This window comes from Rhodoferax sp. GT1R46 (assembly GCF_056521285.1).
On record NZ_JBWMBC010000003.1, the window covers coordinates 165,340 to 186,440 of the forward strand.

Consider the following 21,101-nt stretch of genomic DNA (forward strand, 5'->3'; position numbering starts at 1 on the left):
AGATAATCCCCATTGTGACCGAAGGTATCCCATGATCGAACATCACCTTGACATTCCCACCGCCGATGGCGCCATGAATGCCTTTGTGGTGCACCCGGAAGAAGGTGGGCCTTTTCCCGTTGTTCTGTTCTACATGGACGCACCGGGCAAGCGTGAGGAGCTGCACGACATGGCGAGGCGCATTGCGTCAGTGGGCTACTTCGTGGTGCTACCCAACCTGTATTACCGGTCTACCCGCGACTTCGCATTGACCGAACGCACCGAGGGCGGCATGGCACGCATGTTCGGACTCATGGAGTCTCTCAACGCCACCACGACCGCTTGCGATACGGCTGCTTTGCTGCATTTTGTGGACACCCAGCCACAGGCCAATGCCAGCCGCATCGGCGCTGTGGGTTATTGCATGAGTGGCCCGTTTGTGATGTGGGCTGCAGCCGCTTACCCCGGGCGTTTCAACAGCATTGCCTCCATTCACGGTGCCCACATGGCTACGGATGCGCTGGATTCGCCCCACCGCATGGCGGGCAAGATTTTGTGCGAGTGCTACTTTGCGTGTGCCGAAACAGACCGGTGGGCTCCACCCGCAGACATTGAAACACTGCAATCAGCGCTGCAACTTGCAGGCACACCCCACCGCATTGAGTGGTACCCGGGGGTCGAGCATGGCTTTGTGTTCCCAAAACGGGGCGCAATCTATAACCAGCCTGCAGCCGAGCGTCATTGGGAGAGGCTGTTTAACCTGTTCAAAAGGACGCTTCAATGAAAACCGCTGATATTCCCCGTTTTTTTGGGACACTGCAGGCAGCCAACCCCACGCCAGTAACCGAGCTGGAATACAGCAGCGTGTTTGAACTGCTGGTGGCCGTGCTGCTCAGTGCGCAGGCCACTGACGTCGGCGTGAACAAGGCCACGCGCAAGCTGTTTCCTGTGGCCAACACACCGCAGGCCATTCTGGATCTGGGCCTGGAGGGGCTGGAGCGCTACATCAAGACTATTGGTCTGTACCACAGCAAGGCCAAGCACCTGATGCAAACCTGCAGCATGCTGGTGGAGCTGCACGGCGGGCGGGTTCCGCGCTCACGCCAGGCGCTGGAGGCACTGCCCGGGGTGGGCCGCAAGACGGCCAACGTGGTGCTGAACTCAGCGTTTGGCGAGGCCACCATGGCAGTGGACACGCACATTTTCAGGGTCGCCAACCGCACGGGCCTGGGGCCGGGGAAGAACCCGTATGAAGTAGAGATGCAGCTGCTCAAGCGTATTCCTGCGGCCTATCTGGTGGATGCCCACCACTGGCTGATTTTGCTGGGCCGCTATGTATGCCAGGCACGCAAGCCGCAGTGCTGGCAATGTGCAGTGGCAGCCTACTGCGACTTCAAGCCCAAGACCGCCGCGCCATGATCCGGCTCGACACCCTCGCCTCTTTACAGGCGCACCACGGGCCGCGCTATCGCTGGCTGCTGCTGCTCTCGGTCATGATTGGCACCATGGCGTCGATCATGTCGTCCACCATCATCAACGTGGCGGTACCGGACATGAGCCGCTTCTTTGGTCTGGGGCAAGACCGGTTGCAATGGGTGTCTTCGGGTTTCATGGTGGCCATGACGGTGTCGATGCTGACCACCCCCTGGCTGCTGTCGCGCTATGGCTACCGCAAGACCTACTCCTGGGCCATGCTGCTGCTGCTCGCCGGTGGCATGGCGGGCGGGTTGAGCAGCCATTTCGATCTGGTGCTGGCGGCGCGCGTGGCTGAAGGACTGGCCGCGGGTGTGGTGCAGCCCATTCCGGCCATCATCATCTTGCGGGCTTTCGCATCCAATGAGCAGGGGCGTGCCAGCGGTATCTTTGGCATGGGGGTTGTTCTGGCACCCGCCATTGGCCCCAGCGTGGGCGGACTATTGGTGGACTGGCGCGGCCTGGTGCTCGCCACGGTGGCCACGCTCTGCCTGCTGAACGGCATGGTCACGCTGCAAAGCGGTGGCGCTGCCAGGTCTGCCTTCCTGCTCGGCGCGTCGGTAGTAGCGCTGGTCGTTTTTGTGAAATGGCAGCAGCGTCTCAGTCACACCCACCGTGGGCCGCACCAGCAGGCGCCGCTGATGAATCTGGCACTGTTTAACCACCGCCAGTTCGCCATGGGAAGCATCGTCGCATTCATCTATGGCACGGCTCTGTTTGGCTCCACCTATCTGTTGCCGGTTTACCTGCAAATGGGATTGGGGCTTTCAGCCTCGCATGTGGGCACCATGCTGCTACCCGCCGGCGCAGTGCTGGCCATCACCATCGCCTACGTTGGCCGCCTTGCGGACCGTCAACCGGCCCATCGGCTGGTCAGCGTTGGCTTGACACTGCTGGCGCTGGGCTTTGCACTGATGGTGACGGTGGACCTGCAAACCTCCATCTGGGTGATCGTGGCATGGGCCATTGTCGGGCGTATCGGTCTGGGTTTCATTTTGCCCTCGCTCAATCTGGGCTCGATGCGGGGCTTGCCCTCGCACCTGATTCCCCAGGGCTCCAGCGTTATCAACTTTGTGCGAATGGTGGGCGGAGCCACCGGCGTCAGCCTGTGCGCCATTGTGCTGGAGTGGCGACTGGCGGCGCATGGGCAATCGCTTGCGCACCCTACCACCAACCCCACACGCCTGTTGGCGTTCAATGAATCATTTCTCATGCTGGCCGGCATTTGCGCCCTGGCGATTGTTGCGGCCTGGCGCTTGCGGGCTGAACACCTTGTGGTGTCGGGTTAAAGCGGGGATTGGATCTCGCTCATGCCAAGGCCAGAGCCATCAACGCCTGCGTAGGGTATCTCCGACCGACTCCTGAGTGTTGGCGACCGCACAGACTCCGGAGCGGCCACGGGCCATAGTCGCTCCCAAGTTGCCCTGCTCGTCCGAACGCCAGATCGGTCTGGACGCGCATGGAGCCGCCCAACATTGTCCACAGGAGTTAGTAATGAATAAAAGAATGAAGTTCGCATTGACGGTTTTTGCGGCTGCAATGGCCACGCATGCGGCCGCCCAGATCACCTTCTTTGAGAACGACGGCTTTCAAGGCAGATCCTTTACAACAGAGAGACAGGTCAATAACTTTGATCGTTTTGGGTTCAATGACCGCGCATCATCCGTCGAAGTAATCGGCAACCGGTGGGAAGTCTGCGACGATATTCGCTTCAACGGTCGATGTGTCGTCTTGCGGCCAGGGCGGTACCCCTCATTGGGCGCGATGGGTCTGAATGACCGTGTTTCATCCGTGAGATCGATTGCCCAGAACGCCCGCATTGATGAACGTCGTTATGCGCCTGCGCCGGTAGTCGTCCCAGTGGTACCCCAGATCACTTTTTTTGAACGTGATGGCTTCCGGGGACAGTCGTTTACAACGGACAGGCCGGTCGGAAACTTTGCGCAATTTGGCTTCAATGATCGAGCCTCTTCGCTCACGGTGGTTGGAGGACCCTGGCAGATTTGCGAGGACGTTCGATTCAATGGCCGGTGTGTCGTCCTGCCTCCGGGAAAGTATCCGTCGTTGAGTTCAATGGGTCTGAATGACCGCGTGTCATCCGGAAGAGCGGCACAGCCTGTAGCCGCACCTGTGGTCGGAAAAGTCACTTTATACGAGCGCGAAAGTTTTCAAGGTCGATTTGTTACAACCGACCAACCCATCGAAAACTTTGAGCGTGGGGGGTTCAATGACCGTGCGTCTTCGGTAGAAGTCGTTGGCGGCCCGTGGGAGGCTTGCGATAGCGCCCAATTCAGTGGCCGTTGCGCCGTCTTGGTACCGGGTCGATACCCTTCGTTGAGCGCGATGGGACTCAATGACCGTATTTCATCGGTCCGATCCGTAGCCCGCAGCGCACCGTCAAATGTGGCGCAATATGCTCCCGCTCTCCAGGCAAATCCGGATTTCAGGCGCCGTAACAATGAGCGACTCTATGAGGCGCGCATTGAGTCTGTGCATGCCGTGGTCGACACGCCCGAGCAGCGTTGCTGGATAGAACATGAGCAAGCCGCTCAGACCCGCAGCGATGCCAATGTTCCAGCCGCTATTGCAGGGGCCATCATCGGCGGAATCCTGGGTCACCAGGTCGGGGGTGGAACCGGCAAAGACATTGCCACTGCGGGCGGTGCAGTCGCAGGCGCCTATATCGGTTCCAATGTTGGGCGCAACGGCGCAACCCAGCCGGCTGCGACTAACGATGTCCAGCGCTGCGAAAGCGTGCCCAGCCAGGCCCGCGCCCAATATTGGGACGTAACCTATCACTTCCGAGGTATTGAGCACCGTGTCCAGATGAACACGGCCCCCGGAATAAACGTGACCGTCAATGAACAAGGCGAGCCCCGTAACTAGCCGCAGGCACGGGGCGGCTCGCTTTACGCCGCAAATCGCGTTTTTGCAGGCCAGGCTTTCGCCCCAGGGCTATCTGGGCCTGCAACTCACCCTGGGCGCACTGATCCTGATCGGTGCGAGCTGGATCTTTGGTGGGGTTGCCGAAGACGTGGTGCATGGAGACCCGCTCACCCTCGTTGACTTGCAGTTAGCCCAATGGTTTCATACGCACAGCACGCCGTACCTGACCGAGATCATGCTGGCGATTACGCACCTGCATGACCCGATCCCTGTCACCGCAGCTGTGATGCTGCTGGCTGGCTATCTGGCCGCGAAGCGGAGCTGGTACTGGTTGGTCTGTTTGAGTCTCACCGTCCCGTTCGGGATGTTGCTCAATGTGCTGATGAAGGTTTCTTTCCACAGGATCCGGCCCGGCTTTGAAAACCCCATTCTCATCGTGTCGGGCTACAGCTTTCCCAGCGGCCACGTAGTAGGTGCAACGCTGGTGTATGGCATCGTCGCGGCGATGCTCTCAGCGCAGATTGGGGCATGGCGCTGGCGCGTGACCATCGTGCTGCTGGCATTCGCGATGGTGGTGCTGGTTGCGCTAACCCGCATGTATCTGGGAGTGCACTACCTGAGCGATGTGCTGGCTGCCTTTGCGGAAGGCCTTGCATGGCTGGCTTTGTGCCTGACAGGAGTCCACACCTACTGGCACCGGAGCTCTGCAAGAAACTGAGTCTTCAAGGCCGGACAGTGGCTGCGCTTCATGCTTGCACGAAGGTTGTCACCTTGCGTCGGCTCCTCTCTCTGAGCGAGCACTCGCGCAGGGTGTCAGCCAAGGCTTCCAGGTTCGGAATTCCATAAATGACAATCGATGGAAATCCCGTATCCGAGGATCGGAGATGAACACGGCACTGCCCAATGAGTCGCATGCCAAGCGGTTTGAGCACGTCAAAGTGGTCTATACGAAAAAGCTCAACACTCTCCTTGGATTTGGAAAAAACGCCCTTCTCGATTCGTACCCTCTGTGACGTGATTTCATAGGTGATGGAAAGGCTTTGCATCCAGTAGTAGACAAAGGCCAAGCCCAGTGTGCAAACCACTGCAATCCACTGCCATGCACTGTTGACCACGGCCGGGTGCCCCAAGAAGAGGACGGTTTCAACATTCCCATCCTTCTGCTCCTTATACGCCGCCAGGTCGGTACCGCAGAACCGGCACTTGATGGCGGCAGCCTTGATGGTTTCAGCACACACAGGACACGTCTTTGTTTCGTCGTTCATGGAATCCCTTTGATGACCCTCATTATTGGTCAGGTTCAACCAGTCGCCTTGCTGATCTATAGTGCACCATGACTTACCAACTGCACTACTGGCCCAGCATCCAGGGCCGAGGTGAATTTATCCGGCTGGCCCTGGAGGCCGCCGGGGCGCCGTATGTGGATGTCGCGCGGGGCAGCAAGAACGAGGGCCACGGTGTGCCAGCTCTGGTGGCGCTCCTGAACAACCCGAAGATTGCGCACCCGCCCTTTGCACCGCCGGTCTTGGTGCATGGCAAGCAAGTGATCGCGCAGACTGCAGCCATCCTGCTGTACCTCGGCCCGCTGCTCAAGCTGGTGGGTAAAAGCGAGTCCGACCGGCTGTGGGCGCACCAGATTCAGCTCACTATTGCCGACGTGGTGAATGAAGCGCACGACACGCACCACCCGGTCGGTACCTCGCTTTACTATGAGGACCAGAAGCCCGAAGCACTGCGTGCAGCGCAGCAGTTTTGCGCGACGCGCATTCCCAAATATCTGGCCTGGTTCGAAACGGTGCTGGAGCGCAACCCGCGCAACGCGACGAGCCCGCATCCGGGCACGGGGCCGTACCTGCTGGGCGCCCGCCTCAGCTATGTTGACCTGTCGCTGTTCCAGCTAGTGGAAGGGTTGCAGTACGCATTTCCGAAGACGCTCAGGAAGGCGCTGAAAAAAGTGCCGCTGGTCGCGGCCTTGCACGCTGCGGTACCTCGGCACAAACGCGTGGCGGCCTACCTGTCCAGCGAGCGGCGCATCGCCTTCAATGAGGACGGCATCTTTCGCCACTACCCGGAGCTGGAGGGTTAATGTGGGTCCGTTGAAACCTTCTTGACCAGGCTGAACTCCGGGTGCTGCCCCGTAAGAAGCAGGAACATCGCAAACAGGGGTCCCTGCATGCATCTGTCGTCCGTTGGGCTTTCCAGCGCTTGCCAGGTGCGCGACTGAACGCCGCCGCGGCTTCCCATCTGCAGGGAATACCCCATCAACTCGGCAGCCTGCGCCTGATTCAGCCCTGCTGCAACGCGTGCTGCCTTGAGGGTATCGCCGCTGGGTATTGGCATGTCCAGCTTGATGTTCGTGCGCATGAAAGTCCTAGGGCTATTGTTCGGTTGCCGAAATGTTAGCGCCACCCTTGGCAGTCGCAGCTTGAAGCACCCATGGTTCGAATTGGTCTATGGACATGGGCCGGCCAAAATAATATCCTTGAAAGTCATGGCACCCACTGGCGGTCAGAAATTGACTTTGGGCTTCGGTCTCCACGCCTTCCGCTATGACGTTCAGTCCCAGGCTATGCGCCAAGGCAACAATGGTTCGGGCGATGGCGGCGTCGTTGACATCCGTCAAAACGTCACGAATGAAGGACTTGTCAATCTTCAGTTGGTCGAGCGGCAGGCGCTTCAGATAGGCGAGCGAAGAATAGCCGGTTCCAAAATCATCCAGTGAAAAGCCAACGCCTCTCGACTTCAGAGCCAGCATCTTGGCGATGATGTCTTCCACATCGTTCAGCAGCAGACTCTCTGTAATTTCCAGCTTGATTTTCTTCGGGTTTGCACCGGTCCGCTCAATGATGGTCAAAACATGATCCGTGAAATCCTGGCTGCGAAACTGGACTGCGCTGACATTGACGGCCAGTGTGAGGTGCGCCATTTCCGGTTGGCTTTCCCAGAGCACCAGCTGGTTGCATGCGGTTTCAAGAACCCAATCACCGATGGACTGGATCAAACCGGTAGCCTCCGCCATAGGAATGAATTCGGCAGGCGACACCAATCCCCGCTTGGGATGGCGCCAACGGACCAAAGCCTCAACGCCAGTCACGCCCCCATCGCCGTTGACCTGGGGCTGGTAATGAAGGAAGAACTGGCTTTCCCGCACCGCATCGCGCAGTTCGTTGTCCAGCGTGGCACGGGCGTTGACCTCCGCCTGCATCTGCGGGTCGAAAAAACAGAGCTTATTGCGCCCCATGGCCTTGGCCTGGTACATCGCCGTATCGGCACGCTTCATCAACTCATCGACTGAACTTGTACTCTCGCCAAACAAAGCGATGCCAACGCTTGCGGTGCAGTGGTAGCTGTAGGTCTGTGGCAAATCCGCCACCGGCCTCAGGTCCAGCACATAGGGCTGGCTCATTGCTTGCAATATCTTGGCGGCAATGCTTTCTGCATGCGCAGCCACCTGTCCACCCTTTTCGATATCTTCGAGTACCACCATAAACTCATCACCCCCCAGCCGCGCCACCGTGTCAACTTCCCGAACGCAAGATTGCAACCGGACTCCGACCTCCACCAGCAGTTGATCGCCGATGTCGTGTCCCATGCTGTCATTGAGGGCCTTGAAATCATCCATATCCAGCAGCATCAAGACACCACTGCGCTTATAGCGTGCTGCGCTGGCCAAAGCCTGCTGCAGTCTCACATTCAGAAACCTCCGGTTGGGCAACTGGGTCAGATGATCATAGTAGGCGAGCTTGTGAATCTGCTCTTCCGCAACCTTGCGCTGCGAGATGTCCGTATGGATGCCAATGATCCGAACTGCTTTGCCAGCGACATCGCGCTCGACCACCCGCCAGACAGAACGTACCCACGTCCACAGTTCATGCTGAACCCGAATGCGGTACTCGGACTCCGCCGTTTCGTCAGCCGACATCGGCGTCTCCAGTACCAATTGCACGGCCGGGCGATCATCAGGATGAATGCTACTTAACCACGCTTGGAGGCTTAGTTGAAATTCGGAAGCGCTCCTTTCCATCGGCTTGACGTGTTCTGCGCTGGTGATCATTGCCCCGGTGGGCAAATGAAGGTCAAACCAGTCCTGATGCGCCGCGCCCAATGCCAGCCGAAGGCGATCCGCCAGTGTCTCGTTTCGCACCGTGGACTGGATATCACTGACCAGTTGTTGCATTGCCACATGGCTGTACTGCAGCAAGATGCCGAAATAGATGGCCAGGCCCGCTGCAATCTGCAGTCTGTAGGGGTTGTCTTGCAACAAGATATGAACCATTGGCAGTATCAAGACGCCACCAAAGTAGAAGCGCGTGGCGCCCACCGATGGCGACTGCACCAAGACACTGATTCCACACACACCGACCAACACGGCCAGATTGAGCAAGTAGGACTCGAATTGCCCGTCAACCCAAAAAACCCATACGGATGAGCCCCAGGCAAGACCGACCAGAAAGGTGAGCCGTACGAGACGCCGTTCCTGGGCAGAAACATCCGTATTGACCGGTTGAGGCTTTCGATATTGATTTGCGCTGCGCGCAATTTGAAACTCAATGACACAGAAAATGCCAAACCAGATGGCTGCGGTGGTCCACCCCGCCACGCCAGCACCGATCCAGGCCAGGAGCAGCGTCCCCAGCGGGGCAGTCAGGGCACCAGAGAACGCCCGATCGGCAAACACCCTTATGCGCTCTGCCGTCACCTTTCGGGCGACTGACCCGTCATCCAGTTTTGTCAGAGCGGTTCGCATGATTGGTGAATCCATTCCAACAAGTTGTATCTTTATGTTACCAGCAGAGCACCCAGCGCAGGGATCCGCCTGAAGCAATTTCGGCCTCAGGCGACTTTTCGTGTGTAACAGCCCCTGGCGCTCACCTTCGGGCAAACGTATCGTGATTTGCGAAAAATCAAGCTGAAAAATTCGGCAAGAAATATCCTGCTTTTTTGGCTCAATGTGAGCCCACTACCAACCCATCAAGGAGTGACCATGACGAGTAAACCAACGACGACGCGGGCCGTCCACTCACAGGCAGGCGCAAAAGGCGATGGCCCTGGCAATGGGGGCGGCGATGGCCACGCAATGTCCATCGAGGCGGCTGCCGAGTCGCTCAAGGACAGCATCATTCACAGCCTGTCGGGACTCAACACCATTGAGGCCGATATCGTCACGCTGGTCAGAAAGACCGTGGCGGACACCTTGCACACCGGTGGCGCTGCCGCAGGCGAGTTGGTGAACGTGATTCACCATGTCGTCATGGGCACCATTGGCGCCGCCGAGCAGGTCGGAACCGGCCTGACCATGAGCATCAAAAGCGTGGCAAAAGGCGTAGTGCTGGGGGTGCACGACGTGGGCGGAGATGTGGTCGAGGCAGGGGCCGAAACCGTGCGATCGCTCATCAAACATGCCGCAGCCATCGGCTCCGATGTGGGCACGGTCGCCAGGCGCTCGGTGGACGGCGTGATAGAGGCCACTGTGGAGGTGGGCGGAAATGTAGCCCAGGTTGCCAAGGGCGCGATTCACGGCGCCATCGCCGAGGCCGGCAAGGTCAGCAACATGGCGGTGAGAACCGTCAAAGAGGTATTGAGCGGCATTGGAGGCAGCTTGGGCGAGCCCGTGGAAACCACGCAGCACACCTCCGCACGAGCCCATGGTGCGGTGAAAAAGGGTGCTGCCGCCTCACATTGAACGCGGTCTGCAGTGGCAATTTGGGCGCGCGTCAAAGCGCCCCTGTTTGCCACTCACCCCAGGCGGGCGCCGCTTTGGGCCACTGGTCGGCGCGGTGAATCTGCCGCTGACCCTTGGCGATCAGGCTGGCCGCCCGAATGACCCCCGCGTGGGTGATCCATGCGGTGGGCTGGTTCTGCGCACGGGTTTCGTCCCACACCGCCGCTACGCGGGTCATCACGTCGTGCACACTTTCCGCCCCGCCGCAGCGCCAGGTGTTGAAGGCGTCGGTCCAGCCGTCGAGTTCAGCGCGGGCTATGGACTCCCAACGCTGGCCTTCCCACTGGCCAAAGTCCATTTCGGCCAGCCGCGCATCGGTTTTATACGGTAAATCGGGCCGCAGCCCCCGCAGACACTGCGTGAGCTGCTCACATCTTTGTAGCGGGGAACTGATGAGTTGCACGCCTGCGGGCAATGCCTGGGCCAAGGCTTGGGCGGCTTGCAGTGTGGCTTGCGCATCGGCAGGCACGTCCAGAGCGCCATAGCAAACGCCCTGCTCTACCAGCGGCTGGGCGTGGCGCACGAGCCAGAAAGGGGTGACCACGGATTCGCTTGTGCGTCAGAGGGCCAGCGCCAGCCCCAGGTAAAACGCCAGTTCACAAACCTGTTGCGTGGCGCCCAGGCCGTCACCGGTAAAACCTTGCAGGCGGCGCCACAGCAGGCGCCACATGGTCAAAAACCCCAAGCCGGATGCGAAGAGGCCCACTACCAGTGGCATCAAGCCAAACCCGGTTTGACCCGCATTTGCTGCAAAATTGATAGCAGACTGCGCAATGAATACGGGGGCTAGCGCACTAAAACACCACAATAACGCGGTGAACAAGCTCCCCAGACTGATCTGGTCCGCCAGCGGTTTGGACTTGGAGCCCGCCGCATCACCGACATGCGGCATCAGCCGGATCAATAGCAAGGGCCAGGTGCGCGACACCACATGGGCCACGAAGATGCCCACCAGCATCCAGCGCAGACTGACCGAACCGATGAGGGCCAGCAGCGTCACCTTGGTCAAAATCGCCAGAACCAGAGCCAATGCACCGAATGCGCCTACGCGGGAGTCTTTCATGATGACCAGGGCGCGGTCACGGTCATAGCTGCCGCCCAGCCCGTCGGCGATGTCGGCCAATCCATCTTCATGAAAAGCGCCCGTCACCATGACGCTGAGCACGGTGCCCAAAACAGCGACGACCAAAGGCGCAAAGGGCCTCGCAGGCAAGTACACCAGCAGGAGCGCGGTGAAGCCTGCCACCAAGGCCCCCACCACGACCCCGACACCCGGAAAATGTCCGGCACTGGCGCGCAGCATGGCCGGACTGAAACCGACCCAATCCGCCAGCCGGCCGGCCACCGGAATGCGCGTGAAAAACTGGAGCGCCAGCAGGTAATGGCGAACGGGGAGCAACATGGTCAATGGCCGGGGGAACAGACGCGTGGAACCTATTTCGAATTCGCGTTCTTGCTTTTGCCCGTGCGCGGCACGCGGATGGTGAAGATCGTTCCTTCCTCTTGGGTAGAGGTGATCTCGATTCGCCCACCATGCGCGAGAATGATTTCACGGGTGATGTACAGACCCAGTCCCAGGTTCAGTTTGTCGCTCAACTTGCGCTCGCTCGCCGGGCGCAGCGCAAAGCGCTTGGCCGGGTCGAAAATTGTTCTCAGCTGGGCCGACGAAATCACCTCGCCCGCATTTTGGATCGTCCAGATGATCTCGTCATCGTTGTGCGCGCGAACCGTGACGACGATGGGCTCTCCAGGAGCGCCGTGATCGATCGCGTTGGTAATCAAGTTGCCGAACGCCTGGCAGATGCGCGAACGATCCCACATCACCTGCATGTCGCCCGATATTTCCAGTTGGATGGACCGTTCAGGGTGAAATAAGCGCATCTCCTCGACGAGGGTGGTGCACACCGGCGAAAAATCCATAGCGGACGTTGTGACCGGGATGCCGTCGCCCAGGTGGCTTGTCGAGAAGTCGAGCAGGTCCGAGACGATTTCGGCTGCGCGCTTGCTGCTGTCGACGATGAGTGCGGCCGTCTTCACCGCATTGGGGGTCAGATTAGTGTTGCTCGACAGTATCTGCGCACCCATGCTGATGGCGCCGAGCGGCGAGCGCACGTCATGGCCAAGAATGGCCATGAACAGGTTTTGCGAGTCCCGGTGCATCTCCGAATAGCGCGCAACCGATTCGGCCAGCGACTGGTCGATCGCTTCATTGAACCGGACCATGTCCCTGATTTCGCCTGCGGTAATGTTGACGATGTCGTCTTGCCACAGTCTCAGCACACTCGCGCGCAGGGCCCGGTATTCCGCCGTCAGCTGTTCGATGGTGAATCCCGACGAGAGGCGATCGACGGCATGGATTTCCGCAGGGGTATCCGCGGCGACTACAGGGGCAAGCCCCTGCGACTTGTCGATACCCTCCTGGCGGGCCTGATAGGTATCAAGGTCAGCGGCCACAACCTTCAGCATGGCTTCTGCATGGTCACGCAGCTCCCTTGCGGTCATCAGATAAATGGTCGCGTGGATGGTCTTGGCGAAGTCTTCCCATTCTTGCAGGATGGCTTCCATATTGGACAATATGAATTTCGATAGGCGCATGGGAGTTCTTTCGGTGTGGCGATTCAGACGCCACGTGGCGAAGAAAACGACGGGCAATGGCCCGGGGACCATTTTAGTGCCCTGACGCGAGTCCCTGGCCGGCAGTAGCCGCTTTTTCGGACACACCGGCCGACTCAAAGCTGGCCATCTCACGCAGGATGGCACAGGCCGACTGCAGCAGCGGCCAGGCCAGTGCGCCGCCCGAGCCTTCGCCCAGACGCAGACCCAGGTCCAGCAGCGCCTGCACACCCAGATACTGCAACATGAACTCATGGCCCCGCTCACCCGATCGGTGGGCAAACACACAACGCTGCAGCACCAGCGGCTGCAAGGCGTGTGCAACCAACACGGCACTGGTGGCGATGAAGCCGTCCACCACCACCACGCGGCGCTCGTGTGCGGCTTGCAGCACGGCACCGACCATGGTGGCAATCTCCAGACCGCCCATGGCGGCCAGCACCTCCAGCGGACCCGTGACCTGCGCGTGGCGCACCAGCACTTCGCGCAGCACTGCGGTCTTGCGCAGCACGGCGGGGGCATCCAGGCCGGTGCCAGCACCCGTGCACTGGGCGATTTCGAGCCCAGCCAGCTTGGCCAGCAACAAGGACGCCGCGGAGGTATTGCCAATGCCCATTTCGCCCAGCAGCAATGCATTGCCCGGTAAGCCCTTGACCAGGTCTTGTCCGTGGGCAATGGCCTGCTGGCATTGATCCAAGGTCATGGCTGCCTGCACGGAAGAATCTGCTGTGCCATTTTCTGCCCCTGTGGCTTTTCTGACCTGCAGGTGCGCCCGGGTTGCGCCGGCTGGCAGGCCTGCCAGGAAGTCGTGGTTGACACCGCAGTCCACCACCGTCAAGGCCAGGCCATGCTGGCGCGCCAGCACACTGACGGCTGCGCCGCCGGCCAGAAAATTCTCCACCATCTGCCACGTCACATCGCTGGGGAAAGCGGACACGCCGCGCGCAACCAGGCCATGGTCGGCGGCAAAAACCACCATCTGGGGCTGGTTCAGCGCGGGCGTCTCTGTACCCTGAATCTGCCCCAGCGCAAGCGCCAGACCTTCGATACGGCCCAGCGAGCCCAGGGGCTTGGTCTTGTTGTCCAGTTTGTGCTGCAGGGCCTGCGTGAGTGCGGGGTCGGCGATGTCGGCCAGTTGGGGCATGGAAGTTGTCATGGGCACCTTTCAGGATGGAATACGGAAAGAGGGAGAGGAAATAAGGGAAGCGAGCACACCGGCTTCAAAGTGCTGCCCGATGTAGTCGGCCAGGCCGTCGAACACGGACTCCAGTGTGGGAACGTTCGCGCCAAACAGCGCTTGCAGCACGGCGGGGTCTTCAAACAGGCCATGCAGATACAGGCCCAGCACATTGCCCTGGGCATTGGTCCAACCGAGATCGCCCGGCAAAACCGCGTGGGCTACATCGCCCGCTTTGGCCATGGCCGGGTGCTGCGCGGTCTGCCCGTGGTGGATTTCATAGCCGCTGACTGGCACGCCAGCCAGAGGCGCCCAGGGACTGCCGGGCTGCATGTTGTGGCCAAAGACGGCCTGCGTACGCTGAACCGTCTTCTCCGGTTCAAACACGGTCACCAAGGGCAACAGCCCCAGACCCGGTGCATTGCCGTCGATGCCATGGGTATCGATCAGCGCCTCGCCCAGCATTTGCAGTCCACCGCAGATTCCCAGTACCGCGCCGCCTTGCGTCGCGTGCGCAGCCACCGCACGGTCCAGCCCCTGCGCTCGCAACCAGGCGAGATCGCCACTGGTGTTTTTGGAGCCCGGCAGGATGATCCAGTCGTGTGGCTGGAGCCCGGCCAGCTCGGACGGGCTGCGCACCCACTGCAGGCGCACGCCGGGCACGTTTTTGAGCGGCTGAAACTCGTCGAGGTTGCTGATGCGCGGGTAGGCAATGACGGCGATGGCTCGAAACTGTGTGAGCGGCGCAGGGCCGACCCAAGCCGCGGGGGCCACGTACGAGCGGTCGTCAAACACACCGTCCTCTTCCGGCAGACCGTGCTGCCACCACATCGGCAGGGTGGCCACCGTGGGCACGCCGGTGAGGTCCTGCAGCATCTGCGGCGCCGGAGCCAGCAGCGCGGCGTCGCCACGGAATTTGTTCAGCACATAGCCCTTGATCAACGCCCTCTCTTCGGGCGGCAGCAGCGCCCAGGTGCCGTACAGGTGCGCAAACGCACCACCCCGGTCAATGTCGGTGACCAACAAACACTGCGCATGGCAGTGCCGCGCCACGCGCATGTTGACAATGTCACTGCTGTGCAAATTGATCTCGGCCGGTGAGCCCGCGCCTTCAATCACCACCACATCGTTCTCGCTGCGCAAGTCGTCCAGCGCCTGCGCGATTTGCGGCCATACGTGCACGCTGCGCCCGCGCCACGGCATGGCCGACAGGGCCTCGCTCACCTGTCCCAACAGCACCACCTGGCTATGGGTGTCGCGCTCGGGCTTGAGCAGCAGCGGGTTCATCCGTACGTCGGGCACGGCACGGGCAGCCAGCGCCTGGAAATACTGTGCCGAGCCGATCTCGCCCTGCCCGTTTTCGCTGGGAACCACTCGGGCGTTGTTGCTCATGTTTTGCGCCTTGAACGGCGCGACCTTCAAGCCCTGGCGCGCGTAGTAGCGGCACAGCGCGGTGGTGAGCCAGCTTTTGCCGGCACCGCTGGTTGTACCTAGCACCATCACGCATTGGGCGGTCATACGGCTTTCTTCCATTGGGTCCATGCGCGTGCCAGTGCCGCCTGGGCTACGGGTGCCTGCACGCTCACGCGCACATGGCCCGGCAAGCCGAACGAGGTGGCGTCACGCAGTTTGATGCCGTGGCTGCGCAACTGCGCCAGCGCCACGCCCAGGTCCGCCGCAGGCGCGTCACCCAGCGGGCGCGCACCAAAAAAATGGGCCTCGCTGGGAAGGCAATTCCACCCCAGCCCTTCGAGAACACGGATTTGCCGCAGCTTCCAGCTGCGCAGGGTAACCCGGCTCTGCACCAGCCAGGTCTGCACGTCGGGCTGCACCCAGCTTTGCAGCAGCGCCACGCCATGCGCACCGATGGGCCAGGAGGCACACAGACGGTTGATCGCATCCACGCTGGCTTGCGCCTGCAACGGTGCGATGGCGTAGGCCGCACGCACACCGGTCAGGCCCAACGCCTTGTTGGGCGTCCAGAGCTGCCACAGGGTGTCGCGCTGCGCGGCACTCCACACGCTGACGCCACTCAGGCGCAGCGGCTCGTAGGCGCAGTCCAGCACCTGCGTGTCGATAAAGCTGTTGTGGTCGTCTTGTGGCACCGACTGCCCCAGCGGGCTCGACGGATCGGCATGCCACTGCAGGGCAGCCGCACCGGCATGATCCACCGCCAGACCCCATGCGCTGGCTGCCTGCGCATAGTCACCGTAGGCATGCTTTGGCACGCGCACCGACTCACCGCCCCGCTGGGCCACCCAGGCGGTGATGCGGTGAATGAACTCGCTGGCGCTGCCCGCCAGCACCACGCGCCAGCCGTCCACACCATGAAACTGCGCCAACTGCTGGCGCAGCACGGTGTAAGCCGGGTCGGGGTAACGGCGGGCGTCACAGGCCTGCAAGGCCGCCACCGCTTGCGGGCAGGGGCCGCAAGCATTGCTGTTGGTGGAGAAGTCATACAGGGGCACACCCAGTGCATCCGGTCCGCCGTGCAGGGACATGGATGCCGTCATGCGACCCCCCCGGTATTTGGGGAAAACGCTATTAAAACAGTAGCTGCCAGCGCAATGGATACGAGGGCGAGAAGCCCAATAGATGCCAAACGTACCGCGCCGGCCGTGTCCGCAACCTGCGGCGCACGCCCTGCCCCATTCAGCGCATACACACCGGGCTTGTGCAGACACACACCCAGCCCCAGCGCCATGGCCGCCATCGGCCAACCGCTATTGGGCGACGGGGTGCGACGGGCCTCGCGCCTCAGCACCCGGGGTGCCAAGCCACCGGCAGCCAAGGCCAGTGCCGCCGCCGTCAGGCGCGCCGGTAACCAGCTCAGCACATCATCGGCGCGGGCGGCCCACTTGCCCGCCCATTCCCAATTGCGGCCTTGGTAGACGCCCTTGTAGCCCCACATGGCGTCTGCCGTGTTGGCAAAGCGGTACAGTGCCGCACCCGGCAGGCCGAGGAGCAGAAACCAGAAAACAGGGGCCACCACGGAGTCGTTCAAATTTTCAGCCAATGATTCGATGGCGCTTTCCCGCACCTGGCTCTCGGTGAGCTGCGTCACATCCCGGCTCACCAGCCAGCGCAGGCGCTCGCGCCCCTGTTCCAGTGAACCTTGCAGTGCCACCTCCACCGCCTGCACCTCGGTGCGCAGCATGCGCCACGCCAGCAGGGGCTTGAGCGCAAGACCCAGCAGCAACGACGCCAACCAGACGGGCAGTTGCAGCAGGGTCCATTGCGCGGTCCAGGATGCTATCAAAATAAGAGCTGCCAGCGCAATCCAGACGAGGGCTCCACGGCCAAAAGCCTTGAAATCCCGGCTGCGTCCGCCAACCAGAGGAGCACCGGGCAGCACCCAGGGCGTCAACCGCTCCAGGGCCTTGCCCATCCACACCACCGGATGCCACCGCTCCGGCGGCTCGCCCAGCCAGTGGTCAACGCCCAAGGCCACCAGCAAAGCCAGTGCAAACACCATCACCCGAGTCAATCGCGCGGCACGGGATGGCCAGTCTTGAGACCCAGGCGGCCCAGCAGTTCCATGTCGGTGTTGCCACAGGGGTTGGCCGTAGTGAGCAGCTTGTCCCCGTAAAAGATGGAATTGGCTCCGGCCACAAAGCACAGGGCCTGCACCGCGTCGCTCATGCTCTGGCGCCCGGCCGACAGGCGCACACGCGCCTTGGGCATGGTGATACGGGCCACGGCGATGGTGCGCACAAATTCCAGCGGGTCCAAATCGGGCTGGTCGGCCAGCGGCGTGCCCGCGACCTTGACCAGGTTGTTGATGGGCACCGACTCGGGGTACGGCGCCAGGTTGGCCAGCTCGGCAATCAGTCCGGCGCGTTGCAGGCGCGACTCGCCCATGCCAACAATGCCGCCGCAGCAGACGCTGACACCCGCGTTGCGCACGCGGGTCAGGGTGTCCAGCCGGTCCTGGTAGTCGCGGGTGGTGATGACGTCGCCATAAAAATCGGGCGCACTGTCCAGGTTGTGGTTGTAGTAGTCCAGGCCGGCGTCGCGCAGCGCCTCGGCATGGCCTTCGCCGAGCATGCCCAGGGTAGCGCAGGATTCCAGTCCGGTGGCTTTGACCGCCCGGACCAGTTCGGCCACGGCCTCCACATCGCGGTCCTTGGGCGCGCGCCAGGCTGCACCCATGCAGAAACGGGTGGCCCCAGCGGCCTTGGCGGCCAACGCGGCCTCGCGCACCGCTTGCACGTCCATCAACTTGCCGGCCTCGACACCGGTATCAAAGTGAACGGATTGCGGGCAGTAACCACAGTCCTCCGGGCAGCCGCCGGTCTTGACGGACAGGAGCGTGGCCAGCTCCACCAGGTTGGCGTCAAAGTGCGCACGGTGCGTGGTCTGGGCCTGAAACATCAGGTCATTGAACGGCAAATCAAACAACGCAGCAATTTCGGCCACGGTCCAGACGCGCTGCTCCACCTTGCTGCGGGCAGCAGGTGACTTGTGCGGCGCATGGAAATGCAGGGGTTGCGTGGCAGCGGCAGGGATCAGGGTGATTGACATGTTCAGGTTCTCCTCACAGGAATTAAAAAATTGAAACGGTCGCAACGGCAGAGCCGTGCATTCTCAGCCGCGGCAGGACCACCCATTGGTCGTCTACCGAGTGGATGGCAATGCGTTCGTCGAACACCCGTTCGACCGCGCTATGGGTGTCGGGGTGGTGCGATGGCCCGTGGTGCTGCACCTGACCACCGGACATCACCACAACGGCGTCGGCCTGCAACGCCATTGTCACTTCATGCAGCACGCTGACCACGGTGGTGCCTTTGTCCACCAGCGCGCGCACGATGTCCAGCCAGTCCGCCTGGTGCGGCGGATCGAGATTCGCCAAAGGCTCATCCATCAACAGCACCTGTGCCTGCACCGCCAGGGCGCGGGCGAGCAGCACGCGCTGGCGCTCACCACCCGAGAGTTGGCCCAGTGAACGGGCACGCCAGTCCCAGGCTTGTGTGGCTTTGAGGGCCTGCTCCACGGCCACATGATCAGCGGTGCTGGGCGCGGCCAGCCAGGGCTGGTGGGGCAGGCGCCCGAGCATGGCCACGTCGAACACGGTCAGGTCGTCAGCACTGGACTCGTTCTGGCCCAGCCACGCCATGCGCTGGGCGCGCAGGCGACCCGGCAGACTGGCCATCGGTTGGCCCAGCAAAGTAACGGTTCCGGTGTGCGGCAACAAGCCCGCCAGTACCTTGAGCAGGGTGGATTTTCCGGCTCCGTTGGGACCCACGATGCTGGTCCAGCGCCCCGCCTGTATGGACAGGCTGATGCCATGCAGTATCTCGGCGTTTCCGAGGCTAGCCCTCACAGAATCTGCGTGAACAGCTATTGAATTCATAGCATGCCACCCGCCGTCACCCGCCTGTGCATGAGCCACAGCAGGTAGCTGCCACCCAACACGGCCGTGAGGATGCCCACCGGCAGTTCCAGCGGCGCCAGCACCCAGCGCGCCAGAATATCAGCGGCCATGAGCAATGCGCCGCCCATCAGGCTGCTCAGCACAATCAGGCGGCCATGGCTGGTCTTGACCACCGAGCGCACCAGGTGCGGTGCGGCCAGGCCCACAAAAGCAATCAAACCGGTTTGCGCTACTGCCGTACCCGTAGCCAGTGCCAGCACGGCCACCAGGGCGGCACGCAAACGCGCCAGCGGCAGACCCAGGCTGGCAGCCGTGGCCTCGCCCAGCGCAAGGCCATCGAGCACAGGGCTCAGCGCCCAGGCCGCGGCCATGCAGAGCAGCCAGGCCAACACCATGATGAGGCAGGCGTTCCACCCCACATACCCGGTGCTGCCCAGCATGAACGCCTGCATGGACTGCAGAAAATCGGGTCGGGCCAGCATGATGAGTTCTTTGGCCGCACCCAGCACGACCCCCACAATCACGCCCGCCAACAGCAGCCGAAGGGTGTGCTGTACGCCCTTGGCCAGCAACAGCGTGAGCAGCACGCCCAGCACAGCACCGGCAAAGGCGCCACCGGTGAGGCCCAGGCGGGTCAGCCACTGTGTGGCGAAGGGCGACACGCCAAACAGCACCAGACTCAGGGCCACACCCAATGAAGCGCCCGAGGCGCTGCCCAGCAAAAACGGGTCGGCCAGGGGGTTGCGAAACAGGCCCTGCGCCACCGCGCCGGCCAGCCCCAGCAAAGCACCCGCCAGCCAGGCGCCCAGAGTCCGGGGCAGGCGAATATCCCAGACGATCTGCAGCGCCACGGGGTCATCGGCCGCGCGCAGAACGCTGTCAAAGCCGGTACTGCCGACGCTGGCACCCAGCAGGGTCAACACCACGGCCAGGGCCAGCAAGCCCAGTACCAGAAAGTTGACGCGCGGATGGTTCATGGAGCGCCACCTCCTGCGCGAGCGGCGGCTTTGTCCGCGAGGCAGCGCGCCATGATGCGGGCGCCTTCGGCCATGCGCGGACCCGGGCGCACCAGCATGTCGGAGTCCTCAGGTGTGAAGACGCACAACCGGCGTTCCCGCAGGGCCCGCATCCCGCTCCAGCCCGGTCGCTGCTCCAGGCCGATGTAATTGCTGTCACCCACCATGATGAGGTCGGGGTTGGCCCGCACTACGTACTCCGGGTTGAGCTGGGGAAACGGACCCAGGCTCACGGGCACAATATTGCGGGCGCCCAGACGACTCAAAGTCTCGCCAATGAAGGAGGCCTCGCCCGCGGCGTAGGGTGCGCTGTTAACCTCAAAATACACCCGCGTCCCCCGTGCGGCAGCGGGTACCGACTGCGCGGCGGCCATAACCCCGGCGTCAATCACGCGCCACACCCGTTGGGCGTCATCCACCCCTAGCAACTGGCCCACTTTTTCCAGCACACGGCGCACATCGGCATGGGTCTTGGGCTCCAGCGCCACGACCTTGACGCCCAGCGCCTGCAGACGTTCGCTGGCGCGTGCGCTGGTGGCCATCAGCACCACATCGGGCTTGAGCGCGACGATGGCTTCGATGCTGGGGTCCAGCCCGCCACCCATCTGGGGCAAGGCACGCACACTGGCAGGAAAGTTGGAGTAGCGGTCCACACCCACCAGGCGCTGGCACTGGCCCAGTTCACACACGGTTTCAGTCAGGGATGGCAACAGGCTGACGATTCGCTGGGGTGGCTGCGCAAAAGTGACCACCACACCCCGGTCATCCGTCAATTGCAGCGCGTGCGCGGGCAGTGCAGCCATCGCGCCCAACAGGCAGACGGCACCCAGCAGTGTTGCGGCCAACGCCGTGCGCAGTTGT

21 protein-coding genes are annotated in these 21,101 nt (G+C 61.9%); 7 read left to right on the forward strand and 14 right to left on the reverse strand.

Features of this window, described 5'->3' with window-relative positions; all coding sequences use genetic code 11:
- Positions 1-31 precede the first annotated feature (31 nt).
- The 5 genes from AC097W_RS09330 (at position 32) to AC097W_RS09350 (ending at position 5,056) form a co-directional block, all read left to right on the forward strand.
- Positions 32-763, forward strand: coding sequence for a dienelactone hydrolase family protein (locus AC097W_RS09330; RefSeq protein ID WP_479602229.1), 732 nt, complete (start codon positions 32-34; stop codon positions 761-763).
- Entirely contained in the window at positions 760-1,398 is a 639-nt protein-coding gene (gene nth, locus AC097W_RS09335; protein ID WP_479602230.1) for an endonuclease III, read from the forward strand. The genes AC097W_RS09330 and nth overlap by 4 nt, the downstream gene beginning before the upstream one ends.
- Entirely contained in the window at positions 1,395-2,741 is a 1,347-nt protein-coding gene (locus tag AC097W_RS09340; RefSeq protein WP_479602430.1) for an MFS transporter, read from the forward strand. The genes nth and AC097W_RS09340 overlap by 4 nt, the downstream gene beginning before the upstream one ends.
- Positions 2,742-2,946: 205 nt before the next feature.
- On the forward strand, positions 2,947-4,338 hold the full coding sequence (locus tag AC097W_RS09345; RefSeq protein ID WP_479602231.1) for a beta/gamma crystallin-related protein: 1,392 nt from the start codon (positions 2,947-2,949) through the stop codon (positions 4,336-4,338).
- A complete protein-coding gene (locus AC097W_RS09350; protein WP_479602232.1) occupies positions 4,313-5,056 on the forward strand; it encodes a phosphatase PAP2 family protein in 744 nt (247 codons plus the stop codon). The genes AC097W_RS09345 and AC097W_RS09350 overlap by 26 nt, the downstream gene beginning before the upstream one ends.
- Positions 5,057-5,084: 28 nt before the next feature.
- Here the strand turns inward: AC097W_RS09350 and AC097W_RS09355 are convergent, their stop codons facing one another.
- Positions 5,085-5,642, reverse strand: coding sequence for a PH domain-containing protein (locus tag AC097W_RS09355; protein ID WP_479602233.1), 558 nt, complete (start codon positions 5,640-5,642; stop codon positions 5,085-5,087).
- Positions 5,643-5,671: 29 nt separating this feature from the next.
- Between AC097W_RS09355 and AC097W_RS09360 the strand changes: the two genes are divergently transcribed.
- Positions 5,672-6,424, forward strand: a complete 753-nt coding sequence (locus AC097W_RS09360; protein ID WP_479602234.1) for a glutathione S-transferase — start codon at positions 5,672-5,674, stop codon at positions 6,422-6,424.
- Here AC097W_RS09360 and AC097W_RS09365 read toward each other — a convergent pair.
- Together AC097W_RS09365 and AC097W_RS09370 are read right to left on the reverse strand one after the other, a co-directional pair.
- Complete coding sequence (locus tag AC097W_RS09365; protein ID WP_479602235.1) at positions 6,421-6,702, reverse strand: helix-turn-helix domain-containing protein; 282 nt, start codon at positions 6,700-6,702, stop codon at positions 6,421-6,423. The genes AC097W_RS09360 and AC097W_RS09365 overlap by 4 nt on opposite strands.
- 13 nt (positions 6,703-6,715) lie before the next feature.
- Complete coding sequence (locus tag AC097W_RS09370; RefSeq protein ID WP_479602236.1) at positions 6,716-9,085, reverse strand: putative bifunctional diguanylate cyclase/phosphodiesterase; 2,370 nt, start codon at positions 9,083-9,085, stop codon at positions 6,716-6,718.
- A gap of 237 nt (positions 9,086-9,322) precedes the next feature.
- Between AC097W_RS09370 and AC097W_RS09375 the strand changes: the two genes are divergently transcribed.
- Positions 9,323-10,021 carry a hypothetical protein gene (locus AC097W_RS09375; RefSeq protein ID WP_479602237.1) on the forward strand — a complete coding sequence of 233 codons (699 nt, stop codon included), beginning with the start codon at positions 9,323-9,325 and terminating at the stop codon, positions 10,019-10,021.
- A 31-nt stretch (positions 10,022-10,052) separates the two neighbouring features.
- On the opposite strand, the gene AC097W_RS09380 is transcribed toward AC097W_RS09375, so the two are convergent.
- From AC097W_RS09380 to AC097W_RS09430, 11 genes are all read right to left on the reverse strand, one after another.
- Positions 10,053-10,604 (reverse strand): histidine phosphatase family protein, encoded by a 552-nt coding sequence (locus AC097W_RS09380; RefSeq protein WP_479602238.1) that lies wholly within the window; start codon positions 10,602-10,604, stop codon positions 10,053-10,055.
- A 15-nt stretch (positions 10,605-10,619) separates the two neighbouring features.
- Entirely contained in the window at positions 10,620-11,462 is an 843-nt protein-coding gene (locus AC097W_RS09385) for an adenosylcobinamide-GDP ribazoletransferase (RefSeq protein WP_479602239.1), read from the reverse strand.
- Between the two features lie 32 nt (positions 11,463-11,494).
- Positions 11,495-12,655 carry a sensor histidine kinase gene (locus AC097W_RS09390; RefSeq protein WP_479602240.1) on the reverse strand — a complete coding sequence of 387 codons (1,161 nt, stop codon included), beginning with the start codon at positions 12,653-12,655 and terminating at the stop codon, positions 11,495-11,497.
- Positions 12,656-12,728: 73 nt separating this feature from the next.
- Complete coding sequence (cobT, locus tag AC097W_RS09395; RefSeq protein WP_479602241.1) at positions 12,729-13,829, reverse strand: nicotinate-nucleotide--dimethylbenzimidazole phosphoribosyltransferase; 1,101 nt, start codon at positions 13,827-13,829, stop codon at positions 12,729-12,731.
- A 9-nt stretch (positions 13,830-13,838) separates the two neighbouring features.
- A complete protein-coding gene (locus AC097W_RS09400) occupies positions 13,839-15,368 on the reverse strand; it encodes a cobyric acid synthase (protein ID WP_479602242.1) in 1,530 nt (509 codons plus the stop codon).
- A complete protein-coding gene (locus AC097W_RS09405; protein ID WP_479602243.1) occupies positions 15,365-16,363 on the reverse strand; it encodes an aminotransferase class I/II-fold pyridoxal phosphate-dependent enzyme in 999 nt (332 codons plus the stop codon). Before AC097W_RS09405 ends, AC097W_RS09400 begins: the two co-directional genes overlap by 4 nt.
- Positions 16,360-17,325 (reverse strand): adenosylcobinamide-phosphate synthase CbiB, encoded by a 966-nt coding sequence (gene cbiB / locus AC097W_RS09410; RefSeq protein WP_479602244.1) that lies wholly within the window; start codon positions 17,323-17,325, stop codon positions 16,360-16,362. Before cbiB ends, AC097W_RS09405 begins: the two co-directional genes overlap by 4 nt.
- An 8-nt stretch (positions 17,326-17,333) precedes the next feature.
- Positions 17,334-18,374 (reverse strand): biotin synthase BioB, encoded by a 1,041-nt coding sequence (gene bioB, locus AC097W_RS09415; RefSeq protein ID WP_479602245.1) that lies wholly within the window; start codon positions 18,372-18,374, stop codon positions 17,334-17,336.
- 22 nt (positions 18,375-18,396) lie between these two features.
- Entirely contained in the window at positions 18,397-19,203 is an 807-nt protein-coding gene (locus AC097W_RS09420; RefSeq protein WP_479602246.1) for an ABC transporter ATP-binding protein, read from the reverse strand.
- Complete coding sequence (locus AC097W_RS09425) at positions 19,200-20,201, reverse strand: FecCD family ABC transporter permease (protein ID WP_479602247.1); 1,002 nt, start codon at positions 20,199-20,201, stop codon at positions 19,200-19,202. Before AC097W_RS09425 ends, AC097W_RS09420 begins: the two co-directional genes overlap by 4 nt.
- On the reverse strand, positions 20,198-21,043 hold the full coding sequence (locus tag AC097W_RS09430; protein WP_479602431.1) for an ABC transporter substrate-binding protein: 846 nt from the start codon (positions 21,041-21,043) through the stop codon (positions 20,198-20,200). The genes AC097W_RS09425 and AC097W_RS09430 overlap by 4 nt, the downstream gene beginning before the upstream one ends.
- Between the last annotated feature and the right edge of the window lie 58 nt (positions 21,044-21,101).